A 15318-nucleotide genomic window follows, 5' to 3' on the forward strand; every position below is an offset into this window, starting at 1 on the left:
AGCCAGCCCGCAGCGCCCCGTCGTCATATACCGCACGCGCTTGCTCGAAAAGCGCGGCCGGATAGCGGCCCCCGCTCGAGACTTTCCGGCTCCCCGCGGATAGCGGCCCGGATAAACTCCGACACGGGGATGTCGGCTGCCAGGAGCAGACGACCTACGGCCGTGCCGCACCCCTCTCCCCTTGCGGGAAAGGGGCCGGGGGAGAGGGGTTCTCCCGGAGCCAGCGGGTCTTGTGAAACCGCTTACGGCAGCCAACATCTCCACGGGCGGGTACCGCACGGGACAGCCGCGGGGTGCCGCCAATTGGCCTGCCCCGGCGGAGCCGGCCATCCGTGGCCGGTTGGGTCCTACTTCCAGTTGTAGCTGACCGTCAGGGTCGCCTTGCGGCCCTCGCCCCACCAGCACCAGCCGTAGTCGGCGTAGCAGGAGGTGACGTATTTCTTGTCGGTGAGGTTGCTGACGTTGAGCGCCATGCGCCAGCCGTCCAGGGACGGATCGACGGCACTGAGGTCGTAGCGTACCGCCGCGTCCGGGAGGGTGTACGAGGGGATCCCGATATCGTTGACGGAGTCGCCGTACTGCTCGCCCACGTAGCGGACGCCGCCGCCGAGCTCCAGGCCGCACCATGACGCCGCTCCCGCCTGACACACCTGCCCCGAACCATAGCCCGTGCACCGAACGCCCCAAAAAGCGCGACACCACTGTCGACAACGGACTTGTGACTTACTGCACAGCGGCCTACGCTGAATTCATTGCGCCGATGCGGCCACACGTGACTGCCGGGAAATCCGGTGCCGGGCAGAACTCCGGGATTCCCTGGTGCATCGGAATAGAGAGCCAGCAGATCTGCGCTACCCTCCAGCGCGCTTTTCACTGACAAGAGCCGCGTAATGGAGAATGAGGGGGTAAGGCTGCGACCACGAAAACAGGTGGCCGTGCTTTCCACGGACAGCGAACGAGAAAAGGGCTGGGACGCCCATGAACAGCACCACGCGAATCTACCGCATCCACGACCTCCTCCGCCGGCACCGGCGCCCGGTGCCCATGCGCCGCTTTTGCGAGGAGCTCGAGGTATCCAGGGCAACGATAAAGCGCGATATCCAGCTCATGCGCGACCAACTCGGCGCACCGCTGGAATACGACCCCGGCGCCAACGGCTATTACTACGCCGAGCACGAGGGCCCGTTCGAGCTTCCCGGCGTCTGGCTGAACCACAGCGAGCTCTACGCGCTACTCGCCTCGGAGCAGTTGCTGGAGGCCGTACAGCCCGGCGTGCTCAGTGACCGCATCGGCCCGCTCCGCGGACGGCTGCGCCGACTCCTTGGGGCAAGCGGCGCGAGTGCGGAGGAATTCGCCCGGCGGGTACGCATCGACCGGGTCACCAGCCGTGCGGCACCGGGCGAGGCCTTCGCCCCGGTGGCCGACGCCACCCTCTCGCGCCGGCAGCTCGCGTTCACCTACCACGGGCGGGCCCGCGATGACCGCAGCGACCGCCACGTCCACCCCCAGCAGCTCATTCACTACCGGGGCAACTGGTACCTGTCGGCCTGGTGCACCGACCGGGAGGCGTTACGCGTGTTCTCACTCGACCGCATCGAGGACGCCACGGTTCTGGATGCCCCGGCGCAGGACGAGGACACGACCGAACATGACCGCTATCTGCGCGGCAGTTTCGGCATCTTCACCGGCACGGCCGAATCCTGGGCGGTACTCCGCTTCTCCGCACGTGCCGCCCGCTGGGTCGCCGACGAACGCTGGCACCCGGACCAGATCGGCCGCTGGACACCGGACGGGCAATGGGAGCTCCAGGTGCCCTACTCCGACCCCACCGAACTGATACAGGAAGTGCTGCGCCACGGGCCGGACGCGACGGTCATCGCGCCGGAGGCTCTACGCCAACATGTCGCGGATGAACTCCGGCGAGCGGTGGCGCAATACTGTTGATTCATACAGTGGCGCAGCGCGTGAGCCACCCTTGGTAGTAGAAACACAAAGGACGTACGCACGGAAAGGGAGGGGGCGACATGATCACGCGCAGAAACCTGCTGCAGGCATTGGCGGCAGTACCGTTGGCCGGGACCGCTGGGCTCGTGTCCGGGCGGTCTCCCAAGGGCATAACCATTCAGCGCTCATCGCTCGCCGGTTTCCAGTTCCACGAGGGCGAGACGGTATGGGCGAGCCTGCGAATCGGCCAGCCACTCGCGCTGATCCGCGAGCCGGATAACCCCCACGACTCGCGGGCCGTCCGTGTGGAATGGCGGGGCCGCAAGCTCGGGTACATTCCCCGGCGCGACAATACGGCCATCAGCCAGATGCTGGACCGCGGCGAGCGGCTGGAGGCCCGGATTATCGAGTTACAGGCATCGCGAAGTCCGTGGCAGCGGGTCCAACTGGAAGTCGGCATCCCCACAAGCACATAGAGCCACACGAGGCGCACTCGACCAGTGGGGCCCGGGAAGATCAGCACATTCGGCGAGGACCACAGTGAACGACTACACCGCTCTCTTTCGACAAGCCATGAACGATCAGGGGCTCGTCCCGTATCCCTACCAGCACCGCCTCGTGGATGGACCGTGGCCCGATCTGCTTAATGTCCCCACCGGCCTGGGCAAAACGGCGGCCATCAGCCTGGCCTGGGCCTACCGCCGGGGTGTTCGTGCCGGCGGTGAGCGCACGGCCGCCGAGCCCGGGATACCCCGTCGCCTGGTCTGGTGCCTCCCCATGCGAGTGCTGGTGGAACAGACCGTCGACAATGCCCGGGCCTGGCTCTCCCGGCTGGGGGTGCTCGGTGCCCCCGGAGAAGAAGGGAAGGTCACCGTGCATACCCTAATGGGTGGTGAGCCCGAACTTAAGCAGGCTAGCTGGGCCAGCAATCCGGAGCAGGAAGCGATACTTGTCGGCACCCAGGACATGCTTCTCTCCCGCGCGCTGATGCGCGGCTACGGCATGAGCCGCTACCAATGGCCGGTTCACTACGCCCTGCTCCATAACGACGCACAGTGGATCTTCGACGAGGTCCAGCTCATGGGCCCGGCGCTGCCCACGAGCACCCAGCTCGAGGCGTTCCGCCGCACGCTGCACACCGCCGCGCCGGCACGGAGCACTTGGGTTTCAGCAACACTGCGGGAAGACTGGCTCGACACCGTGGACTTCCGCGGCTTCCGGCGCGAAGGCCTTGAGCGGATCGAGCTGACAGACTCGGATCAGGAAACCGACGGCGTGACGGCCCGCATTCACGCGCCCAAGGCCCTGAAGCAGACCAGGACCTGCCTGACCAAAGCGGACAAAAAGGGGCAAAGTGCCTACATCGGGGCACTCGCCGAGGAAATCGCGGCCGCTCATGCGCCGGGCGAACAGACACTCGTCATCATCAACCGCGTGGAGCGGGCGCAGGCACTGTATGACGCCCTGGCGGATCACGACGCCGAGCGGCTCCTGCTGCATGCCCGTTTCCGGCCCGCAGAACGTGCCCGGATCGAGGCCCGTTTGCGGGAGCCCCCTGCCAGCGGGGGCCGCATCGTCGTCGCCACACAGGCGGTCGAGGCCGGTGTGGATCTGGACAGCCGTGTCCTGTTCACGGAGCTGGCCCCGTGGGCCTCACTCGTGCAGCGCTTCGGCCGCTGCAATCGTGCCGGCCGCTTCGACGATGCCCGCGTTCACTGGGTCGACCTGGACGAGGAGAACGGCGACCTGGTGCTCCCGTACGAAGCGACGGACCTGGCTCACGCCCGCGAGCAGTTGAACGCCAGTGACTCTGCCGCGCCCGCGGATCTGCCACCGGTCACGGGACGGCCCGGGGTGAGTCAGGTTCTGCGCCGCCGCGACCTGCTGGACCTGTTCAACACGGACCCGGACCTCTCCGGTTTCGACGTCGACGTTTCCCCGTATATCCGGAATACGGGGACACCACCTGTGCATGTCTTCTGGCGGGACGCCGACCGGACCACGGCGGCCACACAGGATGGCCCGTCCCGGGACGAGCTCTGCCCGGTGTCGCTCCCCCAGCTGCGCGAACATCTCGACAAGCGCCTGCCCGGGAAACGGCGCAAGGCAACCGGCCGCGACCAGCCGCTCGCCTGGTACCTCAATCCCCTGGCCGGCGACGTCCGAGGCGGCGCCTGGGAGCCTCTGCGCTCGGGAATGCTGCGCCCGGGTCAGGTCGTCATGCTCTGCGCGGCGGACGGCGGATACGACGTCGACCGCGGGTTCCGGACCGGTACCGACGCCGCTGTCCCTCCGGTGGCGACACCGGATCCGACCGAATCCGTGGAAGGCTACGGCAGCGACCCGCTCACCTATATAGGCCGGCCGGTGACCCTGCCGATCCACTTGGCCGACACCGCCGCCGCGATGGGAGAGCTCGCCGCAGCACTCCGGCTGCCCGAGCACGAACGCAACGCACTCGTGACCGCGGCCCGCTGGCATGACGTCGGCAAGGCCCACGAGGCCTTCCAGCGCGGCATCGGCGCCGCCCCGGAGGACGACCCCGGTGGCCCCTGGGCGAAATCCGGTCACTCCGATCTTCCCCGATATCACACCATCGACGAGGATGGAGAGACCCATAGACGCCCCGGATTCCGCCACGAGCTGGCCTCGGCACTGGCGTGGCTGGCCCACGCCGGCGACAAGCGGGAAGCAGCGGAACGGGACCTCGTCGCCTACCTCATCGCGGCACACCATGGCCGCGTCCGGATGGGGCTGCGAGCGCTCCCGGAGGAACGGGAGCCCCCCGGAGACGGCACGCTCTACGCGCGCGGCGTCTGGGCCGGCGACACGCTGCCGTCACTGGCGTTCGATGGCGAATACCTCGAACCCGTAACCCTGGAGCTCGACCTCATGCGCCTGGGCAAGGGCCCACAGGGCCCATCCTGGAGCGAGCGCACCCACCGCCTGCTCGACACGTTCGGACCGTTCCGCCTCGCCTGGCAGGAATCGCTGGTACGCATCGCCGACTGGCGGGCAAGCCGCCGGGAATCGCAGGGAGAGACAACATGACCGAGCACCTCACCCTGGCCGGTTGCACCCCGATCCCGCTGGCCAACTATCTCAAGGCCCTCGGCGTGCTCCGGCTCGTCGCCGAGCAGGCGGACCGCGACGCCCGCGGCTACTGGCTCAACGAGCAATTCGTCCTGGACAGCAGCCTGGATGCTGCGGCCCTGCAACGATTCTTTCTTGAACACTACCGCCCAACGCCGGTACTGGCACCATGGAATGGCGGCAGCGGCTTCTACCCCAAGGACAACCAGGACGGCATCGCCCCTCTGACCCGGGCAACCGCACCCCGGCTCGTCGAGCTGCACGATGCTATCGAGCTCATCCGCACGATCCTCGATCGCGAGAGCCTGACCGAACGGCCCGGCGGTGACACCAAGGCGGCCCTGCTGGGCGAGCTGCGGGCCGAGCTGCCCGACTCCGCTCTGGCGTGGCTCGATGCCGCAGTGGTACTCACCGAGGAATCCCCGAAATATCCCCCGCTGCTGGGCACCGGCGGCAACGACGGGCGCCTGGATTTCACCAACAACTTCATGCAGCGCGTGGTCGCCGTGATCGACACGGCGACCGGCGAACCATCGCCCGGCGCCGCCGGATGGCTGGAAGAAGCACTGTTCGCCTCGGCCACACCGGGGCTTCCCACGTCGAAGGTCGGACAGTTCGCACCGGGCGACGCCGGCGGCCCGAACCAGGTCAGTGGTTTCGAGGCGGACAAACCGCTGGTCAACCCGTGGGACTTTATTTTCATGCTGGAAGGGGCTCTCCTCTTCGCCGCCGCCGCAACCAAACGGCTGGAAGGCACCGAGCGCAGCGGGGTCAGCTATCCGTTCACGGTTCGCGCCACCGGCGCCGGCTCCGGGAGCACGGCGACCGGGGACGAGGGCAATGCACGCGCGGAGTTCTGGGCCCCACTCTGGCCCGATCCGGTCGGCCTGCCGGAACTCTCCGCCCTGCTCGCCGAGGGCCGCGCAACCCTCGGCCGCCGCCCGGCCCGGGACGGCCTCGACTTCGCGCGCGCCGTATCCCGTCTGGGCGTGGACCGCGGGCTCACGTCATTCCAGCGCTATGCCTTTCTCATGCGCTCCGGAAAGGCCTACTTCGCCACGCCACTGAACCGTGTCGGTGTCCGCCGCAACCCCAGTGCCGACCTGATCGACGAGCTGGACACGCATCGCTGGCTCGGCCGCTTCCGGTCCCATGCCCGCCGGGAAGGGGCCAACCGGGTGCTCTCCCTCGCCCGCCGACTGGAGGATGCGCTCTTCGAGCTCGCGACATCGCGGGATGACGAGGGGCCCGTCGTCCGCCGGCTGCTCGTCGTCCTGGGCGAGATTCAGCTCTATCTCGCCCGCAGCCCCAAGGCACGGGACAACTGCCCGCCGGTACCACGGCTCTCCGCGCAGTGGTTCCTCCGCGCGGATGACGGCAGCCCGGAGATGTCCATAGCGGCCGCACTGGCCGGCCTGCACGCTCGGGACGCCAAGGGTGCATGGCGACTGCGCCTGCGGCACTACCTCGCCCCCGAGCGAGGCGGACACACGCCCGAATGGGACGACCAGGCGGATCACGCCGTCATCTGGCACGCGGGCGCCCGGATCGAGGATAACCTGGCCGGCGTCCTGGCACGGGGGCTGCTCGAGACCACACGAGGCGGTTTTCCAGACAAACCACTGTACTCACCGCGCACCGCACCGCTCGACGACGTCGCCGACTGGCTGAACGGCAACCTCGACGATCGCCGGCTGGCCCGTCTGCTGCCCGGGCTGGCATTGGTCGACATCCCGAAGGGGTACGGCCACAGCACGACGAGGAGCCTCCCGCTCCCCGCCGCATACCGGTTGCTCAAGCCCCTTTTCTGCACCGATGAACAGCTGCTACGCACGGAAAAGATCCCTGCGGAGACGCACCTTCCTCTACCGCGCGAAATCCCGCGGCGCCTGCACAGCGGCGACGTCGCCGAGGCGCTCGCAAGCGGACTCCGGCGTTTGCGAGCGGCGGGGATTCGCACCGGAGCGCACGCGATCAACCCGGGCCACCGCGACGGCCGCCGGCTGCTGGCCGCATTGATGATTCCGATTGCCGATTCGGCGCTGAAATCGTTGTGGCACGCGGAAACCGCCACCGAACAGACCCAGAAGACATCAGAGACCGACTGAAGGAGCCAGAATCATGTCCCTGAATCTCGATGCACTCGCCCACGCCCCGCGTCTGCTGCTGGAGGCCGATCTGGAGCCGATCCAGGGCTCGCGTTTCCAGCCCACCGGCTTCCCGGACCTCGGTGCCGCCGAATACCCCGCGCCCGAGGGCAACGCCCGCATGCTGCTGGTGGAATCCGCCCAGAGCATGGCCAACCGGCTGGAAGCCGTGTGCTGGGACGAAGCCGAGCAGGACTGGGTCGAGCCACTGAAGGGGCTGCCCTACGTTCGCGTCCGCAACGCCGACGACGAGGTCCTGACGAGCTCCGTGCTGGAGGCGCACCGGCTCAACTCCCCGTACATCCTGGAAGGCCAGGACAAAACGGTGCTGGACATGCTCAAGGACGAGCTCGCCCACATGGAGCAGGGGCGGGTCGATATCCGCAAGCTCGCCGAAACGCTGGTGCGCGTGGACACCAACGCCGCGCTCCACGGTGTTTTCCTCGCGAAGAAGGAGCTCGCGGGTGGGCGGCTGCGCCTACCCCGCGCCCTGTCGGCATTCATCGAGGCCGAAGACGTCCAGGTCGCCGCCAGCGGCGGCGTGAAAGTGGATACCGTCGACCCGGGCGGTGACACCTCCAAGGGGTTCGGCAACGTCCCCTATGCCCGTGACGAGTACGTCGCCCCGCGCATCACCGCCTACTTCAACCTGGACCTCTCCCAGATCCGCGCCTTCGGGCTCGGCGAGGCCGCCGAGCACCTGCTGATCGCGCTGGCGCTGTTCAAGATCCGCCGGTTCCTGGATACCGGCCTGCGGCTGCGCACGGCCTGCGACCTGGAGTGCCGCGAGCTGCGCGCCACACGCCCGGACGGCTTCGAGGTACCCCAGCTCACGGAGCTCGAAAACACCCTGCCCGGGCTCATCCAGTCCGCCGCCGGCGCGGGACTGTTCAACGAGCCGCGTATCACCGAAATCACGTACAGGAAGTAATCATGCTGGCCATCGCCTTTCGCTTCCCGGCGGGGCGGTATCACGCCACCCCGTGGGGCCGCCACGTCAACGAGGCCGAGGTCGAGTGGCCGCCGTCGCCGTGGCGCATCCTCCGTGCCCTGGTGGCGACCTACCACCGCAAGGGCTGGGCGGACCGCCACCCGGAGCCGGTGCTCGACGGACTGCTGGAGGCGCTCTCGGAGACGCTTCCCTCCTACGCGCTACCCCCGGCGATCCAGGCCCACAGCCGGCACTACATGCCCCAGGGACGGCTCAGCGGCGGCCGCGAGGCCACGTCGCTGGTCTTCGACGCCTTCGCGCGCATCCACCCGGAGCACGAGCTTGTCGCCTGCTGGCCGGCACTGACACTCCCGGCGGAACAGCGCGAGCTGCTCGACGACCTCCTGCGCGACCTCGGTTTCCTCGGGCGCGCGGAGAGCTGGGTGGAGGCACGCCGCCTGGAAGAATGGACCGGCGAGCCCAACTGCCAGGCCTCGGAGCTCGGCGTCGACCCGGATACCGGACTCGCCCTGGACCCGGTACGCGTCATCGCACCGGTCCCTCCGGGCGAGTATCCACCCTGGCGCGAACACACGATCTCCGCGCATGGGCTGGATGGCAAAAAGCCCAGGAAACGCGAGCGCGCCATCCTCGCGACCCTTCCCGAGCGGTTCGTCGACACGCTGCGTGTCGAAACCGCGGACCTCCAGGCCGCGGGCTGGAGCAGTCCGCCCGGTGCCCGCTTCGTCACCTACCAGCGCCCGTCGGACGCCTTCACGCCCACGGCGACGACACGGCCACCGTCGCGGCCGCACCCCGCGACCACGGTCCGTCTGGCCCTGTCCGGCCGCCCGCTCCCGCGGCTCGAGGATGCCGTGCGCATCGCCGAGATCGCCCGAATGGCCACTATCAAGAAGGCCGAACACGTCGGTGACGGCACCATTCCACCGGCATTGTCGGGACACAACCTCCCCGGGGATGCCAATCACGGCCACGCCTTCTACCTCCCGGAGGACGCCGACGACGACGGACACATCGACCACATCCTCGTCCACGCCCCGGACGGCCTGCCTGCGCAGGCCATACAGGCACTCGACCGCATCCGCCGGCTGTGGGATCGCGACGGCCGGTGGCCGGTACTCGTGGAAGGCTACGGCGACCGCGAGGCCTTCCCGGACGCCGTGCCCTTCGGCCACGGCCGGGTATGGACCTCCGTCACCCCGTACCTGCACCCCTGGTTCGCGAAAAAGCGCTTCGGCGTCGCCGAGCAGATCGCCCGGGAGTGCCGGCAGCGCGGTCTGCCCGAGCCCGAGCGCATCGAGCCGGTGGAGCGGGTAAAGGTCGGCGGCACACCGCGGCGGCCCGTGCACTTCCGGCGCTTCCGGAGCACGCCGAAACGGCTCCGCCAGCCCGATACACGCGGACAGTTCCTCACGCTGACCTTCCCCGAACCGGTGGCGGGGCCGATCGCGCTCGGCTTCGCCTGTCATTTCGGGCTCGGCCTGTTCCGGCCGGTAAGCGGGGAGCCAGGGGACGAATAGCGCGCGGATCGACCTACATGATTCCCAGCGCGGTGGAGAGGCCGCGCTCGACCGCGGCCATCTCCTCGGCGTTCAACGTGGTCAGGGGACCGTCCCCGAGATAGGCGGTGTCCAGGGTACGGGGCTGCTCGACGACGACGAAGGAATCCCGGAGCAGCCGCTCCCGTGCCGGCAGGTGCGGGCGAAAGTGCGTCATCGATGCACGGGCCTGCGTGGTGAGAGGGAGGACGATGACCATGCCCGTTTCCAGCGCCAGCAACGCATCATGCTGCATGATCAGCACCGGCCGCATCTTGCCGATCTCACGACCACGGTTCGGGTTGAGGTTGGCGCCCCGGACCTCGCCGCAGCGCATCACCGCCACCAGCCCTCCCCCTCATCCTCCTCGGGTGAAGGCGGGGAGGCTCCAATCTCTGCGGCACTCATTTCGCGGGCGAGCGCCTGTGCGTCAGCCCGCAGGGTCTCGTCGCCATAGACCGCCTGCGCCTCCGCAACGAACGCGGCCAGATAGCGCTCCCGCTCCAGGCGCTCCAGATATTCCCGTATCGCCTCCCGGGCAAGCTCCGACCTCGGCCGGTGGCTCAGCTTCGCCTCCCGCTCCAGGGTCCGGGTCAGCTCGTCAGGCAGGCGCACATTCAGAGTGCCCATGGCACCAACCTCTCGTGATCAACCTGCAAATCGCACCACGAAATGTAACACAGAACCGGATACGGCAACGCCATGACGGACCGACAGCAGCGTGATCTTCCGCTCCCGTTTCCGGAGCTCAATGACGATCAGCCGTTGCTACCGGCACGGATGATCAACGAGTACGAGTACTGCCCGCGGCTGGCATACCTCGAATGGGTGCAGGGCGAGTGGGCAGACTCCGGCGACACGGTCAGCGGGCGGCGGATCCACCGCCGGGTCGACAGCCGGGAAGAGCCGCTGCCCGACGCCGATGCGGACAGCGACGAGCGGCTCCACTCCCGCTCGGTAACGCTCTCCTCCAACCGCCTGGGGCTCATCGCCAAACTGGATATCGTCGAGACCGAGGGCGACGAGGCCATGCCCGTGGATTACAAGCGCGGCAAGCGGCCTCACGTGGAAAAAGGCGCCTATCTGCCGGAACAGGTCCAGCTCTGCGTCCAGGGCATGCTGCTGGAGGAGCACGGCTACCGCGTCGAGGCCGGAACCCTCTATTTCCGCGGCTCCCGCGAGCGGGTGCGCATCCCCTTCGACGACGAGCTGCGCGAGCGCACCGTTGACGCCGTCAGCGGCCTGCGCGCCCTCGCCGCCGGCGGACGGATCCCGCCACCGCTGGAGGACAGCCCCAAGTGCCCGCGGTGCTCGCTGGTGACCATCTGCCTCCCGGACGAGGTGAACAACCTCCGCCGCCTGAGCGAGAGCGTGCGCCCGTTGTCCGTGATGAACGACGAGGCGATGCCGCTCTACGTTCAGGCCCACCGTGCGGCGGTCCGCAAGAAGGGCGAAGTCCTGGAAATCACCGTCGAGGACGAATCCAGCACCAAGGCCCGCCTGCGCGACGTCTCCCAGCTCGTGCTCATGGGCAACGTCTATGTCACCACGCCGACACTGCACGAGCTGATGCGCCGGGAAATCCCCGTCACCTGGCATTCCTATGGCGGATGGTTCCTCGGACACAGCCAGGGCACCGGCCACAAGAACGTCGAGCTGCGCACCGCCCAGTATCGCCGCAGCTTCGACGACGCCGCGTGCCTGCACATCGCCCGCCGCCTGGTCGCCAACAAGGTCGTCAATTCCCGGACCCTGCTCAGGCGCAACATCAAGACACCCGACGAGTCCTCCGACGAGCTACTGGAGGCACTGAACCGCGACGCCCGCCGCGCCCTGCGCGCCGAACAGCTGGACGAGCTGCTGGGCATCGAGGGCACCGCCGCGGCGCGCTACTTCGGTGCGTTTTCCCGCATGATCCGACCGCCGGGCGGCGATGCCGAGATGACGTTCGACTTCTCGCGCCGCAACCGGCGACCGCCAGCGGACCCGGTCAACGCCCTGCTCTCGTACGCCTACTCCGTGCTCGTACGCGCCTGGACCGTCACTCTGTCCGCCGTGGGCTTCGACACGTACCGCGGCTTCTACCACCAGCCCCGCTACGGCCGGCCCGCACTGGCGCTCGACATGATGGAACCCTTCCGGCCGCTGATCGCCGAATCCGCCGTACTCACCGCCATCAACAAGGGGCAGGTGCGGCCCACGGACTTCATCACCGCGGCGTCGGCAGTGAATCTGACACGGGACGGACGAAAGCGCTTTCTCGCCACCATCGAGCAGCGCCTGGACCAGGAAATCACCCACCCCGACTTCGGCTACCGCGCGAGCTACCGGCGCATCCTGGAAATCCAGGCCCGGCTCGCCGCGCGCCACGTCATGGGCGAAGTGCCCGAATTCCCCGGCTTCGTGACCCGCTAGGGAGGTGCGCCATGAACCGGCCACGACTGTACATCGTCGCCTACGACATCGCCGACCAGAAGCGCTGGCGCCGGGTCTTCCGGCTCATGCACGGCTACGGCGAATGGCTCCAGCTCTCCGTGTTCCAGTGCCGGCTCGATGAGCGCCGCCACGCCGAACTCGTGGGCACGCTCGAGGAAGTGATCCACACGACGGAAGACCACGTGCTGATCATGGACATCGGCCCGGCGGACACCGTCGAGCCGCGCGTCGTGAGCCTCGGCAAGACACGTTTCGAGCCCGTACAGCGTCAGGCTATTATCGTGTGATGGACACCGACGCCCCGGCAACAATGCGGCACCGTGCTCGCCGCCCGCTGGCGAGCACCGCGATGGCGTGTCACGCCCCGGGGTCGCTCGCAACACGAATGCTCTTTAACAATCAGGGAATTACACTCCCGAACAGGAATCAGGTATGCTTCGCGCACCGCTCCACTCCCCCTTGCGCACCGGACGCTCGCAGACAAGCGCCTCAGGCGCGACACAACAGGCCCTGGATCAGGGCCTGTGCTCCTCGGCATCCCGCCGAGGCTCCTTTGAAGCGCCTCCACCTCGGCGTCCACCCGCTCCCCACCGGACAGGTGCTCCTCGGCATCCCGCCGAGGCTCCTTTGAAGCAACGGCGTCCTCGCCATGGAGGAGCAGTAAATGTACGGCGTGCTCCTCGGCATCCCGCCGAGGCTCCTTTGAAGCGGGCACCAGCAGGAGACAGTGCAGAGTAACGAGATCCGGTGCTCCTCGGCATCCCGCCGAGGCTCCTTTGAAGCGCCCCGTCCGAGTTCCGCTGCCAGTGCGGGCAGTGCGGTGCTCCTCGGCATCCCGCCGAGGCTCCTTTGAAGCTGGTTGCTCATGGCCGCCTCGATCAGGCGCCGCACCAGTGCTCCTCGGCATCCCGCCGAGGCTCCTTTGAAGCGACCCGGCCGCAACGGACGGCTCCAGTGTCGCATTCAAGTGCTCCTCGGCATCCCGCCGAGGCTCCTTTGAAGCGAGGGCGAGGGCGTTGACTTCCTCGTGACGCCGGACCGGTGCTCCTCGGCATCCCGCCGAGGCTCCTTTGAAGCCTCGATATCCTCCGGGAGGCTGCGGCCGGCGCCGTCGTGCTCCTCGGCATCCCGCCGAGGCTCCTTTGAAGCGCTTCCATCACTCTCGGCGAACCAGCCCACCGCGAAGTGCTCCTCGGCATCCCGCCGAGGCTCCTTTGAAGCCTGCCGACGAGTACGTGTTCGTGCAGCGTCGGCTGGGTGCTCCTCGGCATCCCGCCGAGGCTCCTTTGAAGCGGAGGTGGGGCAGTGAGCGCACGCGATGAGATGAATGGGTGCTCCTCGGCATCCCGCCGAGGCTCCTTTGAAGCCCGTAGACGACTCGGCTTGGCACCACCTAGTTCTGGTGCTCCTCGGCATCCCGCCGAGGCTCCTTTGAAGCCACGAACTACCAGATCCACAGCGGCAGGCACTCTTTGTGCTCCTCGGCATCCCGCCGAGGCTCCTTTGAAGCTCGCTGCGTTACTGGAGGGGACGGCGGAATGAGCAAGTGTGCTCCTCGGCATCCCGCCGAGGCTCCTTTGAAGCCACCAAGACGGAACACTTCGTCGAAGAAGTACGGCAGCGTGCTCCTCGGCATCCCGCCGAGGCTCCTTTGAAGCACGCCACCGGAGCTGGTCAGAGCAACTCCATCCTTGTGTGCTCCTCGGCATCCCGCCGAGGCTCCTTTGAAGCACACAGTACCAGCGAACAATGGCCCGCTGAGGTTCAGGTGCTCCTCGGCATCCCGCCGAGGCTCCTTTGAAGCGATAGATGAAGCCTGCTATGGCGCCCGTGAGCCCAGGTGCTCCTCGGCATCCCGCCGAGGCTCCTTTGAAGCGCCGGGGCAGTGGAGCGGCCTACCTGGACATCAGCCAGTGCTCCTCGGCATCCCGCCGAGGCTCCTTTGAAGCAAGCGCAACACGGTAGCTGAACTAACCAACTCAGTGGTGCTCCTCGGCATCCCGCCGAGGCTCCTTTGAAGCTTCGTCCAGGTCCTCGCGGACGGTCTTCAGGGCAGAGTGCTCCTCGGCATCCCGCCGAGGCTCCTTTGAAGCGCGACGATGCGTGGGAACTTCGCCACGTTCACACGCACGTGCTCCTCGGCATCCCGCCGAGGCTCCTTTGAAGCTAGGTCTGGCGGAACAGGATGCCCTTCCACTCGGCCCCGTGCTCCTCGGCATCCCGCCGAGGCTCCTTTGAAGCACCTGCATGGACTCGCCGATCCGCTCGACGCTGAAGTGCTCCTCGGCATCCCGCCGAGGCTCCTTTGAAGCCAGCTTCATTGCCCGCGACCCGGTATGCCTCGGCCGCGTGCTCCTCGGCATCCCGCCGAGGCTCCTTTGAAGCATGCGGCAGGTCGGCGACGTCCTCAACTCGTACTCCCGGGTGCTCCTCGGCATCCCGCCGAGGCTCCTTTGAAGCCCGTTTGATATACGCCAGTCCGGCTACCAGCTTGCATTTGTGCTCCTCGGCATCCCGCCGAGGCTCCTTTGAAGCAGGGCCCTCGCCTGAGTGATCTGTCCGTTCAGTCCGGTGCTCCTCGGCATCCCGCCGAGGCTCCTTTGAAGCCGCCGAACCCCGCTTTGCGTCTGCGAGCGCAGAGACCGGTGCTCCTCGGCATCCCGCCGAGGCTCCTTTGAAGCAGCCCCGCGTGGACGACTGCGGCCGGCGCGACGACTGGTGCTCCTCGGCATCCCGCCGAGGCTCCTTTGAAGCCAGGCGCAAAAGTACCGGGCCATCGCACTCCGGGAGGTGCTCCTCGGCATCCCGCCGAGGCTCCTTTGAAGCCGTTTGGTGTGGGGCTCTCCATCACCGAATCTCGTAGTGCTCCTCGGCATCCCGCCGAGGCTCCTTTGAAGCCTGGCACGAATGTCGTGACCCTGCACGCCGACACCGAGAGTGCTCCTCGGCATCCCGCCGAGGCTCCTTTGAAGCGACGACTTCGGCGACCGCATCCTGAGCGTGTTCAAGGACGTGCTCCTCGGCATCCCGCCGAGGCTCCTTTGAAGCACGTTGGCAGTTATGTCACCGATCCGCCGTATGGCATGTGCTCCTCGGCATCCCGCCGAGGCTCCTTTGAAGCGGCATGCAGTACGTGCATTGGTCCGACGGCGCGCGTGGTGCTCCTCGGCATCCCGCCGAGGCTCCTTTGAAGCGGCAAGACGGCGAA

At 67.7% G+C, this 15318-nt stretch carries 11 protein-coding genes and 1 CRISPR repeat array; of the genes, 8 read left to right on the forward strand and 3 right to left on the reverse strand.

Annotated elements, in window-relative coordinates; genetic code table 11:
- Positions 1 to 347: 347 nt before the first annotated feature.
- Positions 348 to 650 carry a TonB-dependent receptor domain-containing protein gene (locus tag G7A99_RS11080; protein ID WP_163140212.1) on the reverse strand — a complete coding sequence of 101 codons (303 nt, stop codon included), beginning with the start codon at positions 648 to 650 and terminating at the stop codon, positions 348 to 350.
- Between the two features lie 328 nt (positions 651 to 978).
- On the opposite strand from G7A99_RS11080, the gene G7A99_RS11085 reads away from it, so the two are divergent.
- From G7A99_RS11085 to csb2, 6 genes are all read left to right on the forward strand, one after another.
- Positions 979 to 1944, forward strand: a complete 966-nt coding sequence (locus tag G7A99_RS11085) for a YafY family protein (protein ID WP_163140214.1) — start codon at positions 979 to 981, stop codon at positions 1942 to 1944.
- Positions 1945 to 2024: 80 nt separating this feature from the next.
- On the forward strand, positions 2025 to 2420 hold the full coding sequence (locus tag G7A99_RS11090; protein ID WP_163140216.1) for an HIRAN domain-containing protein: 396 nt from the start codon (positions 2025 to 2027) through the stop codon (positions 2418 to 2420).
- A 97-nt stretch (positions 2421 to 2517) separates the two neighbouring features.
- The gene (cas3, locus tag G7A99_RS11095) at positions 2518 to 4995 is read left to right on the forward strand and encodes a CRISPR-associated helicase Cas3' (protein ID WP_163140218.1); all 2478 of its coding nucleotides are present in this window, start codon (positions 2518 to 2520) and stop codon (positions 4993 to 4995) included.
- Positions 4992 to 7145: a type I-U CRISPR-associated protein Csx17 gene (gene csx17 / locus G7A99_RS11100; protein ID WP_163140220.1), complete on the forward strand. Its 2154-nt coding sequence runs from the start codon at positions 4992 to 4994 to the stop codon at positions 7143 to 7145. Before cas3 ends, csx17 begins: the two co-directional genes overlap by 4 nt.
- 13 nt (positions 7146 to 7158) lie before the next feature.
- Positions 7159 to 8115 (forward strand): type I-U CRISPR-associated RAMP protein Csb1/Cas7u, encoded by a 957-nt coding sequence (cas7u, locus tag G7A99_RS11105; protein ID WP_163140222.1) that lies wholly within the window; start codon positions 7159 to 7161, stop codon positions 8113 to 8115.
- Positions 8116 to 8117: 2 nt separating this feature from the next.
- Positions 8118 to 9656 (forward strand): type I-U CRISPR-associated protein Csb2, encoded by a 1539-nt coding sequence (csb2, locus tag G7A99_RS11110; protein ID WP_163140224.1) that lies wholly within the window; start codon positions 8118 to 8120, stop codon positions 9654 to 9656.
- A gap of 13 nt (positions 9657 to 9669) precedes the next feature.
- On the opposite strand, the gene G7A99_RS11115 is transcribed toward csb2, so the two are convergent.
- Together G7A99_RS11115 and G7A99_RS11120 are read right to left on the reverse strand one after the other, a co-directional pair.
- Positions 9670 to 10011 carry a type II toxin-antitoxin system PemK/MazF family toxin gene (locus G7A99_RS11115; protein ID WP_205599813.1) on the reverse strand — a complete coding sequence of 114 codons (342 nt, stop codon included), beginning with the start codon at positions 10009 to 10011 and terminating at the stop codon, positions 9670 to 9672.
- Positions 10011 to 10304 (reverse strand): ribbon-helix-helix protein, CopG family, encoded by a 294-nt coding sequence (locus G7A99_RS11120; protein WP_163140226.1) that lies wholly within the window; start codon positions 10302 to 10304, stop codon positions 10011 to 10013. The genes G7A99_RS11115 and G7A99_RS11120 overlap by 1 nt, the downstream gene beginning before the upstream one ends.
- A gap of 72 nt (positions 10305 to 10376) precedes the next feature.
- Here G7A99_RS11120 and cas1 point away from each other — a divergent pair, with 72 nt between their 5' ends.
- Both cas1 and cas2 read left to right on the forward strand, forming a co-directional pair.
- The gene (gene cas1 / locus G7A99_RS11125) at positions 10377 to 12089 is read left to right on the forward strand and encodes a CRISPR-associated endonuclease Cas1 (protein WP_163140228.1); all 1713 of its coding nucleotides are present in this window, start codon (positions 10377 to 10379) and stop codon (positions 12087 to 12089) included.
- 11 nt (positions 12090 to 12100) lie between these two features.
- The gene (gene cas2, locus G7A99_RS11130) at positions 12101 to 12397 is read left to right on the forward strand and encodes a CRISPR-associated endonuclease Cas2 (RefSeq protein WP_163140230.1); all 297 of its coding nucleotides are present in this window, start codon (positions 12101 to 12103) and stop codon (positions 12395 to 12397) included.
- A 237-nt stretch (positions 12398 to 12634) separates the two neighbouring features.
- Positions 12635 to 15304: a CRISPR direct-repeat array (repeat unit 36 nt; unit sequence GTGCTCCTCGGCATCCCGCCGAGGCTCCTTTGAAGC).
- Positions 15305 to 15318 lie beyond the last annotated feature (14 nt).

The organism is Arhodomonas sp. KWT, assembly GCF_010993615.1.

Bases quoted from the DNA above. Each gene is read 5' to 3' on its own strand.
- G7A99_RS11085 (WP_163140214.1), top strand. From the start codon at position 979: ATGAACAGCACCACGCGAATCTACCGCATCCACGACCTCCTCCGCCGG.
- G7A99_RS11090 (WP_163140216.1), top strand. From the start codon at position 2,025: ATGATCACGCGCAGAAACCTGCTGCAGGCATTGGCGGCAGTACCGTTG.
- cas3 (WP_163140218.1), top strand. From the start codon at position 2,518: ATGAACGATCAGGGGCTCGTCCCGTATCCCTACCAGCACCGCCTCGTG.
- csx17 (WP_163140220.1), top strand. From the start codon at position 4,992: ATGACCGAGCACCTCACCCTGGCCGGTTGCACCCCGATCCCGCTGGCC.
- cas7u (WP_163140222.1), top strand. From the start codon at position 7,159: ATGTCCCTGAATCTCGATGCACTCGCCCACGCCCCGCGTCTGCTGCTG.
- csb2 (WP_163140224.1), top strand. From the start codon at position 8,118: ATGCTGGCCATCGCCTTTCGCTTCCCGGCGGGGCGGTATCACGCCACC.
- G7A99_RS11115 (WP_205599813.1), bottom strand. From the start codon at position 10,011: ATGCGCTGCGGCGAGGTCCGGGGCGCCAACCTCAACCCGAACCGTGGT.
- G7A99_RS11120 (WP_163140226.1), bottom strand. From the start codon at position 10,304: ATGGGCACTCTGAATGTGCGCCTGCCTGACGAGCTGACCCGGACCCTG.
- cas1 (WP_163140228.1), top strand. From the start codon at position 10,377: ATGACGGACCGACAGCAGCGTGATCTTCCGCTCCCGTTTCCGGAGCTC.
- cas2 (WP_163140230.1), top strand. From the start codon at position 12,101: ATGAACCGGCCACGACTGTACATCGTCGCCTACGACATCGCCGACCAG.